This is a genomic window from Nocardia sp. NPDC055053, assembly GCF_053608285.1.
Map to the genome: position 1 here is coordinate 1 of NZ_JBSGVD010000047.1, position 16,874 is coordinate 16,874.

A 16,874-nucleotide genomic window follows, 5' to 3' on the forward strand; every position below is an offset into this window, starting at 1 on the left:
CGGCCACCGTGCTCCGGTGGCCGGACCTACCTGCGCGAGATCGAGACGGCTAGAGGCACTCACCCGCCGTGAGTTCGGCTTCCGCCACCGCGGTGAGTTCGATGGTCTCGCCGAAACCCTCGTGCAATTCCGCGAGCGTTTCACCACTCGCATCGGCGGCAAGGGCGCAACCGATGAGATCCTCGGTTACTTCGACGGCGGTGGCGTCGGAGGCCGGAGCGGCCGGTGCGACCGGGGCAGCCGGTGCGACCGGGGCCGCCGGAGCAGCCGGGGCGGGGGCGGCCGGGTCAGCCTGGGCCGGGGCAGCGGGGGCGGGGGCAGCGGGGGCGGCTTGCGCCATTCCCACGCCGAAAACCGATACAGCGGCAAAAGCGACAGCGAATGTGCTGGTCTTGATGAATCGCATTTGTGCTCCTCAAATTTGTAGTCGTGTACTACATCTCGGAGACCTGCGTACTTGCAGCAAGTACTTTAAACACGATGCCGAATTCGGTCAACTCCCCTACACAAATTTATTTCCGGAAAGAGGCCGATATATTCACCAATCGACGGGGATTTCGGCAGGCATGATCGCCATTCGGTGTGGATGCCAGGGCACCTGCGCCATCGGCACCGTCAGCCGAATTCCGGGCAGGCGGTCGAGCAGGACCCGGAACGCGGTGTCGGACTGGCGGCGGACCACGTGCGCACCGGGGCAGTGGTGCCGACCGTAGCCGAAGCGCAGATGCGGGTTGGGTGTGCGGGCCGGGTCGAAGACCTCGGGATCGGCGAACGCGGCCGGGTCGACGTTGACCGCGTCCAGCGACAGCAGCACCAGGTCGCCTTCCGCGACGGTCACCGAACCCAGCTCCGCGTCCCGGGTCACGTAGCGCGGGATCGCATTGCCGAGGACGACGCTGCACCGCAGCAACTCCTCGACGCAGTGCGGCATCGTCTCCGGGCGGGCACGCACCGTGTCGATCACTTCGGGCCGCTGGAGGAGGTTGAGCGCCGCGACCCCGAGGAAGCTCGCGAAATCTTCGTAACCGCTGACGAACAGGACCGCGACGATGTTCGCCAGCTGATGGTCCGTCAGCCCGTGCTGCCGGGCGTTGAGATCGGCGAGGCGGTCCGCCAGTCCGCGCGGCTCGCCGGGGCGGCGGGAAGCCATGTGCTCGTGCGTATAGGTGCGGATCTCGGCCCAGTTGCGGGCGAGCTCGTCCGGGGAATACGTCACCATCGTCAGGTCGATATCGGCTCTTTCGGCGAGCCACCGGTGGTCGGCGAAGGGCAGGCCGAGCAGGCGGCACAGGCACTGCGCGGCGACCCATTCCGCGAAGTGCCGCTGCAGATCGCCCGCGGGACCCTCCCGGACCATGGCGTCGAGGCCCTCCCCGGTGATCTCGGCGACCCAGCCGTCGGGGAGATCGGGTTGATGGCGGCCGAGAGCGTGGAGCACCTCGTCACGCAGCCCGGCCCGGTGGAGGTGGTTCATCGCGTCCAGCAGCTCCGGTGCCAGGATCGGGGCGTCCTGCGCCGGACTGTCGGCCTCGGCCAGCACGGAGCGGGCGAACGCGCGGTCCCGCAGTACGTGCTTGGTCAGCTCGTAGCCGGTGACCAGCCACGCCTCGCCACCGGAGTTGGTGCCGACCCGGGCCACGGGGCATCGGCGTTGCAAGTCGGTGAGTTCGGGGGCGAGACGGTCGCCCTTGGTGCTGAACGGATAGCGGTAGTCGACGGTCACGGCGTACAGGCCTCTCTCTCGACGTCGTCGGTGGGGCGTTCGCATCGTTCACCAGCGCACGGGAAGCTGTGCCGGGGCGCGCAGTGGGGTCGACTCGTCCCAGGGAATCGAATCGGCCGGGACCGCGAGCTCGATGCCGGGCAGCCGTTCCAGCAGCACCTGGATCGCGGTGGCGAGCTGCAGCCGCGTCAGGTGTCCGCCGGTGCACGCGTGCGGGCCGTGCCCGAACGCGACGTGCGCGTTGGGCGACCTGCTCAGGTCGAGGCGGTCGGGGTCGGCGAACGCCGCGGGATCGCGGTTGGCCGACGCCGGTACCGGGACGACCGCGTCCCCGGCGCGAATGTGCTTGCCGTGCAGCGTGAAGTCCTCGTTCGCGACGAGGATGTTGATGGCGTTCATCAGCGGCACGTACCGCAGCAATTCCTCTACCGCCGTACCGATCCCGGACGGCTCGTCGCGCAGCCGCCGCAGCGCGCCGGGGTGGGTGAGCAGGGCGAGCAGAGCGTTGCCCGTGTGCTGCATGGTGGTCTTGTAGCCGGCCATGAGCATCGTGACGACGAAGCTGACGACGTCGTCGCGGGTCAGTTCGCTACCGGGAGAACGGCTCCGGGCGAGGAGCAGCCGGATGTAGTCCTCGCCCACGTCCTCCCGCTCCTTGCGGTCGATGAGCGCGGTCGCGTAGCCCTGCAGCGCGGACAGGGCCGCCAGCACCTCCGGCATCGGCACCCCTGACGCGCCGAGCAGGGTGAGCGTGTGCGGGAGATAGATGTCGCGGTCCTCGTGCGGCAGGCCGGTCGTCTCGCACAGCACCCGCAGCGGCAGCGGGTCGATGTAGGAGGCGACGAGATCCGCTGTGCCGTCGACGGACCCCGCCACCATCGTGTCGATCAGTTCCGCCGCCATCGCCCGGATCCGTGGCCTCATCGGCTCCAGCCGCCGCCGGCCGAACAGCGGCAGGACGGCGTGCCGCACCCGCTCGTGGTGCTCGCCGGTCATTTCCAGAAATGTCGGCAGGCAGGGCGGCGGCGCGGTGTCGCCTGCGCGCAGCGGCCAGGCGGACAGCAGCGGGCGCTCGAGCCGGGGATCGGCGAACGCGGCGCGCACATCGGCGTACCGGCTGAGCAGCCAGGCCATCTCGCCGTTGGGCAATCGTGTTCGGACAACCGGTGTTTCGACGCGCAGCCGGGCGTAGGCGCACGGCGGTCCCGCGCTGCCGGGCTCGACGGCAGGGACTCCGGCGAGGGTGCCGCTCATCGGCAGGCCACCGACGACTCGGCGGCGGGGCTGGCCAGGTAGCCGGAGGCGAGCAGGTACTCCAGGTAGCGGTCGAGCAGGGCGGAATCGACCGGTGGACAGCGCAGTCCGCTGCCGGACAGCGCCGCCTCGGTGTTGACCCGTCCCAGCACCGGGAACGTGTCCTCGAGGTACATCTCCTTGACGGACATGTCAGCGGTGCGGCTGCGGTCGACGCACAGGGACACGAAAGGGGCTGTCGCGCTGGTCGGATGCTCGGCGACATGGCGCACCAGCTCGTCGACCCACTGCGCGTACGGCAGAGTCCGCAGCACGAAGCCGGCGGCACGCATCCGGGCCAGCATGTCCGACAGCATGGCCGGGCGCGGGTTGGTGAGATGGTGGACCCTGCCCTCGGCAGGCCGGTGGGTGGCGATGTAGACGACGGACTCGGCGAGATGGTCCACGGGCACGAAGTCCAGGGGCAGCTCGATATCCGGGGCGAGCCCGGTCTCGGCGATAGTCTTGAACAGCGAGCAGAGGGCTGTGTCGGTGTTGCACACACCGTGCGTGCGGTCGCCCGTCACCTCGTACGGCCGGTACACCGCGACCGGCAGACCCCGCTGCGCCGCCTGTCGCAGGACGCCCTCGGCGACCCACTTGCTCTCCGCGTAACCCAGGGTGAGCCCGTCCGCGTGCGCCAGCGGGAGATCCTCGGCGACCGCGCGGACCCCGGCCGCGCCGAACCCGGCGACGACGGCGACCGTCGAGAGGAAATGCACCGGCACCCGCCGCGGTGCCGCGATCCGGGCTATCTCCCTGGTACCGCCCACGTTCGCCGCGCGCAACTGCTCATACGGATAGAGGAAGTTGACGTGAGCGCCGTTGTGCACCACCAGATCCAGGGTGCGGGCCAGCGCGTCCGCGTGCGCCTGCGACAGGCCGAGCCGGGGTTCGGTCAGGTCACCGGGAAAGCACTCCACCCGGCGCCAGGCGGCCTCGTCCGGGTGCAATCCATAGCGGGCCAGCGCCGTGCGTACCCGCTGTTCGGCGCGCGGCCGGTCGGCCGCCCGCACCGGGCAGTGCACGCGCGCCGTCGTCGAGCGCAGCAGCCGGTCCAGCAGGAAGGCGCCGACGAATCCCGAGGCGCCCGTGAGCAGTACCTCCCGCGGGGCGTGCGGGCGCGGCTGCGGGCTCTGGACCGGGGGGAGATCGAAGCCGAGCTCGCTCTCCTTCTCGAAGTCGACGACCTGCTCCGGCGCGGTCATGGCGCCCGCGCGCGCCACGTCGACGGCCGCCGCGAAGCCAGCCAGGGTCGGTGTGGCCAGCAGCGCCCTGATCAAGCCGGAGCCACAGGCGGCTTCGAGGTTCAGGACGGCGAGGGTGCGGGTGACCGTCTCGGAGGCGAGCAGGGAATCGCCGCCGAGCAGGAAGAAGTCGTCATGCGGCGCGGGACGCACGCGCAACACTTGGTGCCACACCTGGGTGAGGACCCCGAGCAGGTCATCGGCCGCGGCCTGTTCCACCGTCCCCACACCGGCGACAGCCCGCAGGCTCGCGCGATCCACCTTGCCGCCGCTGGTTACCGGCAGATGGTCGAGGGGCACCAGCAACGGGACCGCCTGCGGCGGAAGCCATCGAGCGCAATACGCGCGCAGTTCCGGCAGGGGCAGCGGGTGGCTCGGCCTGGTCGCGGTGACGTAGGCGGTCAGCGCCCCGTCCGCGGCTTCGACGATGGCCTCGCCGACCGCCGGGTGCGCCCGCAGCCGGGTCTCCACCTCGTCGAGTTCGATGCGCGCGCCGCGCAGCTTCACCTGGCGATCCAGCCGCCCGCGAAACTCCAGGAGACCGTGGTTCCACACGGCCCGGTCGCCGGTCCGGTACAGCAGTCCGCCCGGTTCCACCGCGGGCAGCCGCACGAACCGCTCGGCGGTCAGATGCGGGTCACCGAGGTAGCCGAGGGCCAGCCCGTCCCCGCCCACATAGAGCTCGCCCTCTTCGCCGGGAGCCGCGACCGAGCCGTCGGCCCGCACGACGTGGCAGGTGGACGCGCCGAAAGGAAGGCCGAGGGGGACGTGCGTGGCCGCCGCGGGCAGCGGGCTCAGGACGTGCGCGGTGGAGACCACCGAATTCTCGGTCGGGCCATAGAAGTTGACCACGGTGGAGCCGGGGCAGGCCGCGAGGACGGCATTCGCCAGAAGCGGGTCCATCGCCTCCCCTCCGGCCGAGACGAGACGCAGCCCTGCCAGTATCTCCGGGCGGGTGCGGGCGACGAGATGGAAGACGCTCGTCGTCAGGTAGGCGATCGTCACGTCCTGTGCGCGGAACAACTCAGCGAGGGCGGTGGGCGAGAGCAGTTCTTCCCGGTCCGCGATGACCAGGCACGCGCCGGTGAGCAGTGCGCCCCAGATCTCGATCGTCGAGGCGTCGGAGGACAAGCCGTAGGCGTGCAGGACCCGGTCGCCCGGTCCGGGCGAGGGCAGTCGGTGATCGGACAGTACGAGCCGGACGACTCCCCGGTGCGGGATGGCCACCGGCTTGGGACGACCGGTCGTGCCGGAGGTGAATACGACGTAGGCGCAGTCGGTGGCGGAGGCGTGCCGCGGCTGCGGGGAGGGGATGTCACAGCTCGTCGCATCGCCGGTCAGTCCGATGCGCACGCGCAGCCCACGCACCTGGCGAGTGCTGCCGGGGAGGATGACGGCGGCCCGAAGACCGGTGTCCTCGGCCATGGCCCGCAATCGCGCGGGCGGCAGGTCCTCGTCGAGTGGCACGTACCCGCAGCCCGCCTCGAGGATGCCGAGCAGCGCGACCAGCGCGTCCAGCGAGCGGCTCCCGCAGACGCCGACCAGCTCGCCCGGCTCGACGCCCCTGGCGCGCAACCGTGCCGCCAGTGCCTTGGCCTGGGCGGCGAGCTGCCCGTAGGTCAGGCTGCGCTCGCCGTGCCGGGCAGCGGGCGCGTCCGGCCGGGCGGCGGCCTGCGCCTCGAACAACTCCGGTATGCGTGCGTCGCGGGGATAGACCGGTACGGCCGGCGCGGTGCGCGGGCGTGCCGAACCGTCGAGGTAGGTCACCAAGTCCTTCTCCGTTCCTACGGCTTCGGTTGCTCGGTGCGTGGTTTCAGACGGTGTGGGCGTCGCGACCCGCGTCGGCGCCGGCTTCGGCGAATCCGGCCGCGAAGGCGGCGAAGTCGGCGGTGCGCCAGCGCTGGGGGCGCATGCGGAAAGTGATGTCGTGCGCGAGTTGGTCCGCGGTCGCCGCCAGATAGGCGCGCGCCTCGTCGGGGTCCAGGTAGCGCACGGCCAGTGTCGCCCGTACCGCCGGATCGACCGGGTCGTCGACGGCGGTGACGGGCCCCTCGACGCTGACGTACCGGTACGGCCGCCGTTCGTCCTGTACGCACAGGCTGAATCGACCGGCAGCACGCAGCAACTGGGCCTTGATCGTCTCCCGACCCGTCTCGACGACGATCTCACCCCCGGGCTCGTAGCCATACCAGACCGGTACGACCAGCGGGCCACGGTCGCCATTTCTGGGATCGGTGACACTCAGAACGCCGACGCGGGGGGCGGCGAGGAATTGTTCGCGATCGTCTCGGGACATTGCGAGCATTCGGCCACGCTCCTGTGATGAGGTGTTCCGGGGGCATCATCTGCAATTCCGACACCGAAAACGCCGAATTCCTGAATCCGTCAGGACGGTCACATTGGTGAAACTACTGAATTCGCTTCATGTGGCGACGATTACAGTACCAGCGTGCCAGTCCGCTTCCAATACATTCCGACCAATCGGGCAAATCCGCGAACCTCGGAAGCGGGTCACCGACGGGTCAGCCACTCCGACAACCGGGTCTGCGCGAGTCGCGCACCCGGACCGGGCAGCAGCTCGCGGTCCGGCGCCGCCCCGAAGTATCCGGCCTGCGGATCGGTGATCACCTCGCGCGGATCGTGGCGTGCGGCCAGCACGGTGCGGATCCACTGGTCGAGGCCGAACACCTCCGGCCCCGCGACCTCGACGGTGCCGTTCAGCGGGGCGCTCGCCGCGGTCTCGCCGACCGCTGCGGCCACTTCTTCGGCGGCGATCGGCTGCACACCCGCGCGGGGTAGCCGTACCGTGCCGTCGACGGTGGCGGAGTCGGCGATACTGCCGGCGAACTCGAAGAACTGCGTAGCGTGGACGATCGAGTACGGCAGCTCCGACCCCTTGATCAGCTCCTCCTGCGCCATCTTCGCCCGGAGGTATCCGGACTCGGGCAACCGCTCGGCACCGACCACCGACAATGCCACGTAGTGACCGACCCCGGCCGCGCCTGCGGCCCCGAGCAGAGTCGTGGTGGAGGTCCGAAAGAACCTCATGACATCGTCGTCGGCGAACGACGGCGAATTAGCGACATCGACCACGACATTCGCATCCCGAAGCACCTCCTGCACTCCCACGCCGGTGAGCGTGTTCACACCTGTGCTCGGCGCAGCCGGAACCGCTTCGTGGCCGTGTTCACCGAGCCGGGCGACGAGCTTCGAGCCGATCAACCCGGTACCGCCGATGACGACAATCTTCATTCGCATCCTTTTCCCGGACACCCGCTGCCGCGACATCTTCCTGTCGAGAAGACCGGCGCGGTGGCCGAAAGCCGGCCGAAATCTTCACCGATCGACCCGCGACGGGCGAAGCCGGCGGTGCGCCCGCGCCGTCTGAGTCTAATCCAGCCGACTCAGGTAGCGGCCGAGGTGGGCGGCCGCGTCGAGCATGGCAAGGCCCCTGGCGGTGAGGCGTGCGCGCCAGTCGTCCAGGGCCAGGGTGACCGCATCGGTGCCGCCGGCGTCGCGGATCTGGGCGACGACGAGGGCGATGCGGTGCAGGGGGTAGCCGCCGCGGCGGAGCAGGTGGGCGAGTTCGGCGTCGCGGATGTCGTCGGGGCCGTAGCGGCGGTATCCGGTGGCGGGATCGCGTGGGGGCGTGAGGATTCGGGCGGCTTCCCATTTGCGCAGGGTCGCCGGGGTGACCTCGAGCAGGTGGGCGAGTTCGCCGATGGTGCGGGACTCGGTCGCCCGGGGAGTGAGGGTGGTCAGGTGGCTGATCGCCGTGCGGACCGTGTCGAGGGTGGCGCGATCACGGAGCAGTTGGTGGTGGCCCGCGTCGATGACGGCCAGCGCGTCGTCGAGTTCGCCGTGGTTGACGGCCCGCATGATGCGGCCGCTCGCGGCATGGCCGTAGGCGGGGATCAGGGCGAGATAGGCGCGCAGTGCCGCCGCGTGGGCCTCGGTGTAGATCCGGTAGCCGCTCGGTGTGCGCTCGGCGCCGGGGAGGTACCCCGCCTGCTCGTAGTTGCGGACCGCTTGCGTCGAGAGCCCGTGCTCGCGCGCCAGATCCGAAGGTCGCATCTCTCCCACGGCTTGGAGACTTTACGCCCCTGATCGACTGGTGACCTCGCAGAAGCCTCAACCGAATGTTCAACGATACGATTGAGACACATGAGCCAGGACATTCGAGACTTCGTTCCGCCCACCTGTGAGCTCCTCGCGTTCGGTGAGCCGACGCATCAGGAACCCGCCTTCCCCCTTCTCCGCAATGCGTTGTTCGCCCAGCTCGTCGAGCTCGGCTTCCGGTCCATCGCCCTCGAATCCGATCGGGTCGCCGCGCTCACCGTCGACGACTACGTCCGGCACGGCATCGGCAGCCTCGACGAGGTGATGCGCACCGGCTTCTCGCACTTCGGCGACCTGCCCGCGAACCGGGAACTGGTCGTCTGGATGCGTGACTACAACGCGAGCAGGCCGCCGGCCGAGCGCGTGGCCTTCTACGGCTTCGACGCGCCGCTCGACAACACCAGCGCCCCCAGCCCCCGCCGCTATCTCGAATTCGCCCGCGACTACCTGCGGCTCGAGAGGGATATCGCCGATCTGGCAGGCGAGGACGAACGCTGGCATCGCGACGAAGCGATCCTCGACCCGGCGATGTCGCCCGGCGATACCGGGGAAGCGCGGCGACTGCACGCGCTCGCCGACGACCTGCTCAACACCCTCTACGCCCGCGCACCCGAACTGATCTCCGCGACCTCGGAGGCCGAATGGCGCAGGGCGGCAGTCCATCTCACCGCTGCCCTTGGTCTGCTCCGCTACCATCGCCAGTCCGCGCGCCGCGTCGACGAGACCACCCGGATCTCCGGCCTGCTCGCCACCCGCGATGTCCTCATGACCGAGAACGTCCGCGATATCCGTGACATCGAAGCTCAGCGTGGCCCCACGCTGCTCTACGGACACAATGTGCACCTGCAGCGCAATCTCAGCACCATGGCGATGGCCGGGATGACCCTGCGGTGGTACGGCCCCGGCGCCATCCTCAGCGCACTGTTCGGTGACCGCTTCACCTTCCTCGCGGGCAGCCTCGGGCCCGGCCCGACCGGTCTCGACGAACAGGACAAGGCCGGACTTCAGAACGGCACCTCCACGTGGGGGCTGTTTCCCGCCGCCGGCTTGACCGCCGCTCCTGCAGGCCCGACCTCGGACCGGAGCTACTTCCCCCTCGGCCAGGAAACCATCGACGGCGCCGACGCTGTCCTGCACATCGCGGACAGGCGCGGCTGAACCAGGACGAGAGCGGGCACGTCAGCGGCGTGCCCGCTCGAGCACCTCGTCCTCGGTGAGCGCGCTGTTCGGGTGGTGGCTCAGGCACATCGGCACCTGGATCTTCCCGAACCCGGTGCCCTCGGTGGCGGCGTAGAACCGCCCGGCGGGTAGGCGCGAAATGTCCTCCACGCGACCACCTTTCGAGCGGGCGAGCTCGGTGGCCGCCTGGATCTGGATCGACGCGTTGAGCAGTCCGATCAGCTGCGTCGCGGCATTGCCGGTGACCAGATTGTGCAAGGCCTTGGGCGCCTGCGTCGCGTACACCATGCCGAGCCCGTACTTGCGCGCCTGGGTGGCCAGTTTCAGCGTGCTCTCCGACGACGCGGTGGTGCCGCGGGACGGGACGAAGGTCTGCGCTTCGTCGAGGACGAGCAGCCCGCCCAGCGGGCGGTCCCCGGCCGGATTGCGTTTGATCCACGCGAACAGGGCCAGCTGCAATTGGTTGACGAAGGTCTGCCGTTGGGCATCGGTGGGTAGACCGATACAGCTGATCACCGACACGCGGGCGCGTTTTCCGTTCGCCGGGGTGAACAGCAGGCTCGGATCGAGATGCTCACCGGCCCCGCCGAACAGGGGGTCGTTGATCATCGCCGCTTTGAGTTCCTCGGCCATGCTCTGGGCCAGTGCCAGGGCGTTCCTGATGGTGCTCACCCCGTCGGGCAGGGTCGCCAGCAGGGTGACGAATTCGCCGAGGTCGCTGCCGCCGCCGCGGGCGAAGTGAGTCATCGCCTCGGTCAGCACCGCCCGGCCGGTCGCCTCTTTGCGTGGCGTGAGCCCGGCGCGCGGGACGAGCCCGGCGACCGAGGCGTCGATGGAAGTGCGGAATTCGTCGGGATCCTCACGCACCACGCTGAAGTCGGGGAGCGGGTTCAGGGCGAGTGGGCGCCCGGCTTCGCGGCGCGGGGTCCAGACCACGACATCGGTGTCGTCGAGGTAGCGCTGTGCCCGATCGCGATCGCCTGCGCTCCAGGTGCCCGGCGGCGACGGCCAGGCGTCGCCGAGGCGGGCCAGGTCGTTGTTGGTGTCGATCAGGATGGACGACACGCCGTGCAGGGCGGCTTCCTCGACGAGGCGGCGCAGCAAGACCGTCTTTCCCGAACCGGAACCGGCGAAGACCGCGGTGTGCTTGCGCAGGAGCAGCAAGGGGACCCGGAAGTCCTTGCCGCTGACCGTGTCTCGACCGAGGAGCACGGCGAGTGTGTCCGTCTCGTCGTGCGGGAGTTCGGCCCGATCGCCTGATCCGGCCGACTCGTCGCTGTCCGCCGCACCGGTCGGCACCACGTCGTCCGGGCCTCGATCGCCCTGCGTCAGCTCGTCGGGAGCTGGATCGCCCGGCGGGTCTCCCGCACGGGGATCGTGTGGCACCGGGTCGCCGGGGAACTGGCCGCTGGGTGGCCTATCGACGGTAGTGGTCGGCCCGCCGTCGTCGGGGACCGGCAGGCCTGCGACGGCGAACCTGTCCGCAGAGCGTGCCGCGGTTTCGACGACCGTGGCGGAGTGCAACAGCCGGGCCGCGGTGCGGCGGCCGAGGGACTGTTCGTGATCGACGGGGATCGCGACCTCGAATCCGAACGGGCCGGTGCACGCTGTGAGCCGGGTTTCCCGCAGCAGCCAGCGCACGCGCGTCGGAACCGAATCGGGTGTGCGCCAGGGTGAGTCGGTCACCTCCGCGTAAGCGCTGTGGGTGACGAGATCACGCAGTGCGGTCAGCGCTCGCGCGCCGTCGGACAGCAGCACGGCCGGATCGGTGTCGTCGGCGCGGTGGTAGGTGACGATGTCGAGGTCGGGTTCGGTGATGTCACGCCAGATCGCGCGCTCCGGAAGTCCCTCGGCGTCGGCGACGCAGCGGATCAGCTCGCGCAGCCGGATCGCGGTGTCGGCCAGGGTGTCCGACGGTGGCACGAGCACGTCGTATTCGTCGCGGCTCCAGATGTCGGCGGCGCGCCACCGCCCGGTGACGGTCCAGCCGTGGTCGCGCAGGTAATCGACGATGTCGGCGATGACGGGTGCGGGCAGGGCCATCGGGTCACCTGCCGGTCAGGACGGGGGTGTCGAGGACGAGCGCGCGCAGGCTCGCCACCGTGAGGACGTTGCTGACCGGGACCTTCACCCGGATACGACCCCGCGGATCGTCTGCCGACAACGGGGCGTGGTCACGCAGCGACAGGTAGTACCCGATGTGGCGCAGCAGCAGGCCCGCTGTGCTGAGGTCGGTGTATCCCTCGGCGCGGGCAGGCACATGGACGACGAACAGGTAGCGGGGCACCTGGAATTCGGTGCCTGCCAGTTTGTCGTATTTCCTGCGATCGAGACCGTCGTAGTTGAGGATGCCGTGGCGGACCACGGGTTTGGCGATGGTCTTGACCTGGACCTCGATCCGCGGCGAGAAACCGACCGGGGTCCGGCCGGGTATCTTCAGGCTCAGATCGACGCCGTCCAGATCGGCATTGTCCTGCGACCACATCAGCCCCGCGGCCGAGGCGAGCACGCGCACATAGTCTTCACCGAAGTTGCCCTGGTGATTCCCCGTGTCCAACCCGTATCCCCTCGCCGCGACCCCCGGCATCCGCCGTCGACGACGACACTCTAGCCGTTTGCCAGGTGGCGGTTCTGGCTTTCCGCGGGACCCGGGAAAGTCTCGAGAGTTGTTGACCGGCAGCCAGATTGGCGGACGGTCAACGAGGCGTGATCAGGTCGCCTGGCTCACCGAGGACATGTGGAAATCCGGGATGCGCAACGGTGGCATGGCGGTGCGGGTGAACCAGTCCTTCCATTCGCGGGGGAGGGTGATCTCGGTGGCGCCTGCCTCGGCCACGCGGCGCAGGAGGTCGAGAGGGCTCTCGTTGAAGCGGAAGTTGTTGACCGCGGCGGTGACCCGGCCGTCCTCGACCAGGTAGACGCCGTCGCGGGTGAGCCCGGTCAGCAGGAGGGTGGCTGGGTCGACCTCGCGGATGTACCAGAGGCAGGTCAGCAGGAGACCGCGTTCGGTGCGGGCGATCATGTCGTCCAGCGAGGCGTCGGAGCCGCCGGTGAGGAGCAGGTTCTCGCCGGGAAGGGTGGCGGGAGCGGCGAATTCGGCGGCGGTGGCGCGCGGATAGACCAGGGACTCGATCACGCCGGAACCGATCCAGTCGACGCGTTGCGCGGACAGGCCGTTGTCGAAGACCGACAGCGATTCCGACGACGACGGGGTCGCCACGAAGGGCCGGTATTCCAGGCCGCTCGCGTTCGGATCGGAGTAGAGGGTGAGCGGAATGTCGCTGAGCCGCTCACCGATCCGGGTGCCGCCCGCGCGGGAGAAGGCGGTGTGGCCTTCGTGCGCGCCGCGGCCCTCCATGGTCCAGGCCAGGTAGATCATCAGATCGGCCACGGCCGACGGGGGCAGCAGCGTCTCGTAGCGACCCGCGGGCAGGTCGACGCGGGTGGCCGACCAGTCAAGTCGCCGGGACAGCTCGGCGAGCAGCCCGGGGGTGTCGACATCGGTGAAATCGGCGGTGCCGACACCCACCCAGGCGCTCGCGAGATCGCTGCCATCGCCGCGTTTCCCGTTGATCTCCACCGACCCGGTCGGCTGGCTGTACCGGCGGCGGATGCCGGTGGAGGTGCCGAGCCAGGTGGTGTGCAGCTGGTGGTGGGCGAAACCGTAGAGGCGGTCGGTGCCGTCGAAGCCGGTCGACAGGTCGCGGGCCAGACCGGCGAACACGTCGATCTCGGTGGCGCCGGGCGCATGATCCCAGGTGGCGGTGTCGTCGTGCGTCGGCTCGAGCAGTGGCATCGCGTCGCGGGCCGGGGTCGCCGTGCGGGCGGCCTCCTCGCTCGCGCGCACCACCGCCTCGATATCGGCCGGATCGACGCTGGTGGAACTGATGCTGCCGACGCGCGCGGCGTTCGGGCCGTCCCGGAACACGGAGATCACCGCCCAGTCCCGCGACACCGAGGAACCGTTGGTGGTCATCGAATTACCGGCCCACCGCAGCGACGCCTCGTGCGCGTCGGTGACGATGACGATCGCCTCGTCGGCCTTCGACGCCGCCAGCGCGCGCTCGACCACCGCGCCCGCGGGAAACACACCGGTTTCGCTCACGACTGCACCTCGCTGGCGCTCGGTTCCGTCGTGCGCGTTCGCGCGCTGTATCTGTGGTTCACTCGCCGAAACTCGCTCACTGCCCGCCCTCCGTCCGGGTATTGAGAATATTGACCCCGCGCACCAGCACCGACGGGCAGCCGTGGCTCACCGCCGCCACCTGACCTGGCTGGGCCTTACCGCAGTTGAACGCGCCGCCGAGCTGCCAGGTACTCGGCCCGCCGAGCGCTTCCATCGCACCCCAGAAGTCGGTGGTCGTCGCCTGATAGGCGACATCGCGCAGCTGACCGTCCAGCTCCCCGTTGCGGATACGGAAGAACCGCTGACCGGTGAACTGGAAGTTGTAGCGCTGCATATCGATCGACCACGACTTGTCGCCGACGATGTAGATACCGTTCTCGACCCGTGAGATCAGCTCGGCGGTCGTGGTGTCGCGCTCCGGATCCGGTTGCAGTGACACATTCGCCATCCGCTGGATCGGCACGTGATGCGGGGAATCGGCATACGAGCAGCCGTTGGAACGGTCGAGCCCGAGCCGCGGGGCGAACACGCGGTCGAGCTGGTAGCCGACCAGGATGCCGTCGCGTACCAGATCCCACTGCTGGCCCGCTACACCCTCGTCGTCGTAGCCGACGGTGGCCAGGCCGTTGACCTGGGTGCGGTCACCGGTGACATGCATGATCGGCGTGCCGTAGCGCAGTGTGCCCAGCTGGTCGGGAGTGGCGAACGAGGTACCCGCGTAGGCCGATTCGTAGCCGATCGCCCGGTCGTACTCGGTGGCGTGACCGATGGATTCGTGAATGGTCAGCCACAGGTTGGTCGGGTCGATCACCAGATCGGTCGGACCGGCGACGACGGTGGGCGCCTTGACCTTCTCGGCCAGCCAGGTGGGGATCTGCGCGAGTTCGCCTGCCCAGTCCCAGGTTCCGTCGGCGCCGGTGACGTATTCCCAGCCGCGGCCCGCCGGTGCGGCGAGGGTGCGCATGGTCTCGAACACGCCCGACGCGGAGTCGACGGTGATCGCCTCCAGCTGCGGATGCAACCGCACCCGCTGCTGGGTGATCGACGACCCCGCCGTGTCGGCGTAGAAGACCTGCTCCTTGACCTGCAGCACCGATGCGGTGACATGGTCGACACCGTCGGCCGCCGAAAGCCGTTCCGAATAGTCCTGCAGCAGCGCCACTTTGTCGCTGGTCGGTACCGCGAACGGGTCGCGGTCGTAGGCCGACACCCACGACACATCCGCGTAACGCGGCTCGTCTGCCAGCTCCACCCGCTCGCGGTTGAGCGCGCGCAGGGCCGTCGCGACGGTGACCGCGCGCCGCGCCACCTCGGCGGCGATGTCGGGGGTGAGCGCGGCATGGGAGGCGAAACCCCAGGTGCCGTCGACGATCACGCGCACCGCCAGACCGAGTTCGGTCGAGTCGGTGACGGCCTCGACGCGCCCGTCGCGCAGGCGGATCGACTGCGTTACCAACCGCTGCACCCGCAGATCGGCATGCTCGGCACCGGCCGAACGGGCCGCCGACAGCGCGGCCTCGGCCAGCGCGCGCAACCCGAGCGCACGGAACTCCTCGTCCACTTCTCTGGAAGTCGCGGTAGTCACCCCGCCTACGCTAGCCGGTGGCACCGACACGCGGGACCCGTGCCGGGGATTGCCCGCGCGAAATCCCGGTTCCGGCAGCGACAACCGTGACGCGCTGATTCCGGTCCTCCCGCGGCGCACAGCCCGGATGCCGTAGGGTGCCCGCCGTGCCGCCATCCGCCCTCCGCGATCGAAAAAGGGAACGAACCCGTCGTGCGATTCTCGTGGCCGCCGTCGAATTGTTCGAGGCCAGAGGCTATGACGAAACGACAGTGGCCGATATCGCGGCCGAGGCCGAGGTCGGTACCCGGACGTTCTTCAACTACTTCGCCAGCAAGGAAGAACTGCTCTTCCCCGAACCCGACGAGCGGGTGCGCGCCGCCGTCGCCGCCATCGCCACCAGGCGGCCGGGGGAGCGGCCGGTGGAAGTGCTGCTGCGGGCGCTGCGCGCCGCGGGCGACAACCCCGGCGAGCATCGGGTGGACGACCTGAACTCCCGTGTCGCCGCGTTGCGCGCGCGGGTCTCGCGGACCGTGCCCGCGGTGAGCGGTCGCGCCGCGCACGCCCAGCTCGTCGCCCAGCGTGAGATCGCCAGGCAACTGCACAGCGCGTTCCCGCACGAACTCGACGAAATCGGCGCCGCGGCACTGGTCGGCGCGGTCGTCGGCGCGGTGTCGGGTGCGCTGACGGTGCTGTTCCAGCAGCCTCAGCACAGCATCGACGACGGCGAACGCCTGCACCGCAAGATCCACGAGACCACCTCGCGGGTGCTGCAGCCCTGGCTCGCCGCCTCGGCACCGGCCGAATCGGCGCGCTAACCGAACTGCTGCCAGCCCAACCGGATCACCATCACCACCACGACCACGAGCAACACGATCCGCACGAACCCCGCGCCCTTGGCCAGCGCCATCCGCGAGCCGACCAGCGCGCCCGCTACATTCGCGACCGCCATGCCCGCGCCGAGGCCCCACAGGATGTGCCCGGTCGCGCCGAGGAACAGCAGCGCGCCCACATTCGACCCGCAGTTGATCACCTTCGCCATGGCGGCCGCGCGCACGAACTCCGTGCCGAGCAGCGTCGCGAACGTGATGATCAGGAACGTGCCGGTGCCCGGACCGAGCAAGCCGTCGTAGAGGCCGATCAGGCCGGCGGCCAGCGCCACCACCAGGATCACCTTGCGCCGAGTCGGCGGATGGGTCGCCATCGTCATGCCGACCGACGGGCGCACCGTCACAAACACCGCCACCGCGACCAGCACCACCATCACCAGCGGGATGAACAGGTCGCGGTCGATCAGCGACACCGCCGCGGCACCGCACGCCGCGGTGATCGCGGCGATCACCGCGCCCGGGATCAGCACCTTCCACTCCATCGGCACCCGGCGCGCGAAGGTCACCACCGCCGTCGCGGTGCCCGACAGCGCGGCCAGCTTGTTCGTGCCGAGCGCCGTCTGCGGGGCGATGCCCGGCGCGACCAGGAACAGGGTCGGCAGGATGATCAACCCGCCACCGCCGACCACCGCGTCGACCCAGCCCGCCGCGGCCGCGGCCACCAGCAGGACCGCCCAGTCTCCGAATTGCACGCGTCCAGGCAATCAAGATCGCGCGCGGAAAGCCAGCCGGG

At 69.8% G+C, this 16,874-nt stretch carries 14 protein-coding genes; 2 read left to right on the top strand and 12 right to left on the bottom strand.

All coding sequences use genetic code 11. From position 1 onward, the window contains the following. Window positions 1-49: 49 nt before the first annotated feature. The 7 genes from ACWF82_RS30755 to ACWF82_RS30785 form a co-directional block, all read right to left on the bottom strand. The gene (locus tag ACWF82_RS30755) at window positions 50-406 is read right to left on the bottom strand and encodes a hypothetical protein (protein ID WP_452506873.1); all 357 of its coding nucleotides are present in this window, start codon (window positions 404-406) and stop codon (window positions 50-52) included. Window positions 407-538: 132 nt separating this feature from the next. Next, window positions 539-1,723 (bottom strand): cytochrome P450, encoded by a 1,185-nt coding sequence (locus ACWF82_RS30760; RefSeq protein WP_452506875.1) that lies wholly within the window; start codon window positions 1,721-1,723, stop codon window positions 539-541. A 48-nt stretch (window positions 1,724-1,771) separates the two neighbouring features. Continuing rightward, complete coding sequence (locus tag ACWF82_RS30765) at window positions 1,772-2,977, bottom strand: cytochrome P450 family protein (RefSeq protein ID WP_452506877.1); 1,206 nt, start codon at window positions 2,975-2,977, stop codon at window positions 1,772-1,774. Beyond that, window positions 2,974-6,030, bottom strand: coding sequence for an amino acid adenylation domain-containing protein (locus ACWF82_RS30770; RefSeq protein WP_452506879.1), 3,057 nt, complete (start codon window positions 6,028-6,030; stop codon window positions 2,974-2,976). Before ACWF82_RS30770 ends, ACWF82_RS30765 begins: the two co-directional genes overlap by 4 nt. Window positions 6,031-6,076: 46 nt before the next feature. Beyond that, on the bottom strand, window positions 6,077-6,559 hold the full coding sequence (locus ACWF82_RS30775) for a pyridoxamine 5'-phosphate oxidase family protein (protein ID WP_452506881.1): 483 nt from the start codon (window positions 6,557-6,559) through the stop codon (window positions 6,077-6,079). A 215-nt stretch (window positions 6,560-6,774) separates the two neighbouring features. After that, window positions 6,775-7,515: an SDR family oxidoreductase gene (locus ACWF82_RS30780; RefSeq protein WP_452506883.1), complete on the bottom strand. Its 741-nt coding sequence runs from the start codon at window positions 7,513-7,515 to the stop codon at window positions 6,775-6,777. A gap of 138 nt (window positions 7,516-7,653) precedes the next feature. Further along, window positions 7,654-8,337 carry a TioE family transcriptional regulator gene (locus tag ACWF82_RS30785; RefSeq protein ID WP_452506885.1) on the bottom strand — a complete coding sequence of 228 codons (684 nt, stop codon included), beginning with the start codon at window positions 8,335-8,337 and terminating at the stop codon, window positions 7,654-7,656. Window positions 8,338-8,427: 90 nt separating this feature from the next. Between ACWF82_RS30785 and ACWF82_RS30790 the strand changes: the two genes are divergently transcribed. Next, the gene (locus tag ACWF82_RS30790) at window positions 8,428-9,540 is read left to right on the top strand and encodes an erythromycin esterase family protein (RefSeq protein ID WP_452506887.1); all 1,113 of its coding nucleotides are present in this window, start codon (window positions 8,428-8,430) and stop codon (window positions 9,538-9,540) included. Window positions 9,541-9,561: 21 nt separating this feature from the next. On the opposite strand, the gene ACWF82_RS30795 is transcribed toward ACWF82_RS30790, so the two are convergent. From ACWF82_RS30795 to ACWF82_RS30810, 4 genes are all read right to left on the bottom strand, one after another. Beyond that, the gene (locus ACWF82_RS30795) at window positions 9,562-11,604 is read right to left on the bottom strand and encodes an ATP-binding protein (protein WP_452506889.1); all 2,043 of its coding nucleotides are present in this window, start codon (window positions 11,602-11,604) and stop codon (window positions 9,562-9,564) included. 4 nt (window positions 11,605-11,608) lie between these two features. After that, window positions 11,609-12,118 carry a DUF4365 domain-containing protein gene (locus ACWF82_RS30800; protein ID WP_452506891.1) on the bottom strand — a complete coding sequence of 170 codons (510 nt, stop codon included), beginning with the start codon at window positions 12,116-12,118 and terminating at the stop codon, window positions 11,609-11,611. 153 nt (window positions 12,119-12,271) lie between these two features. Then, window positions 12,272-13,651 carry a metallopeptidase TldD-related protein gene (locus ACWF82_RS30805; RefSeq protein ID WP_189024744.1) on the bottom strand — a complete coding sequence of 460 codons (1,380 nt, stop codon included), beginning with the start codon at window positions 13,649-13,651 and terminating at the stop codon, window positions 12,272-12,274. Between the two features lie 91 nt (window positions 13,652-13,742). Next, window positions 13,743-15,272: a TldD/PmbA family protein gene (locus ACWF82_RS30810; protein ID WP_452506893.1), complete on the bottom strand. Its 1,530-nt coding sequence runs from the start codon at window positions 15,270-15,272 to the stop codon at window positions 13,743-13,745. 203 nt (window positions 15,273-15,475) lie between these two features. Here ACWF82_RS30810 and ACWF82_RS30815 point away from each other — a divergent pair, with 203 nt between their 5' ends. Then, window positions 15,476-16,069 (top strand): helix-turn-helix domain-containing protein, encoded by a 594-nt coding sequence (locus tag ACWF82_RS30815; protein WP_452506895.1) that lies wholly within the window; start codon window positions 15,476-15,478, stop codon window positions 16,067-16,069. Here ACWF82_RS30815 and ACWF82_RS30820 read toward each other — a convergent pair. After that, a complete protein-coding gene (locus ACWF82_RS30820; protein ID WP_452506897.1) occupies window positions 16,066-16,833 on the bottom strand; it encodes a TSUP family transporter in 768 nt (255 codons plus the stop codon). The genes ACWF82_RS30815 and ACWF82_RS30820 overlap by 4 nt on opposite strands. Window positions 16,834-16,874 lie beyond the last annotated feature (41 nt).

Coding starts and splice junctions, on each gene's coding strand:
- ACWF82_RS30755 (WP_452506873.1), bottom strand. CDS start 406: ATGCGATTCATCAAGACCAGCACATTCGCTGTCGCTTTTGCCGCTGTA.
- ACWF82_RS30765 (WP_452506877.1), bottom strand. CDS start 2,977: ATGAGCGGCACCCTCGCCGGAGTCCCTGCCGTCGAGCCCGGCAGCGCG.
- ACWF82_RS30775 (WP_452506881.1), bottom strand. CDS start 6,559: ATGTCCCGAGACGATCGCGAACAATTCCTCGCCGCCCCCCGCGTCGGC.
- ACWF82_RS30780 (WP_452506883.1), bottom strand. CDS start 7,515: ATGAAGATTGTCGTCATCGGCGGTACCGGGTTGATCGGCTCGAAGCTC.
- ACWF82_RS30785 (WP_452506885.1), bottom strand. CDS start 8,337: ATGCGACCTTCGGATCTGGCGCGCGAGCACGGGCTCTCGACGCAAGCG.
- ACWF82_RS30790 (WP_452506887.1), top strand. CDS start 8,428: ATGAGCCAGGACATTCGAGACTTCGTTCCGCCCACCTGTGAGCTCCTC.
- ACWF82_RS30795 (WP_452506889.1), bottom strand. CDS start 11,604: ATGGCCCTGCCCGCACCCGTCATCGCCGACATCGTCGATTACCTGCGC.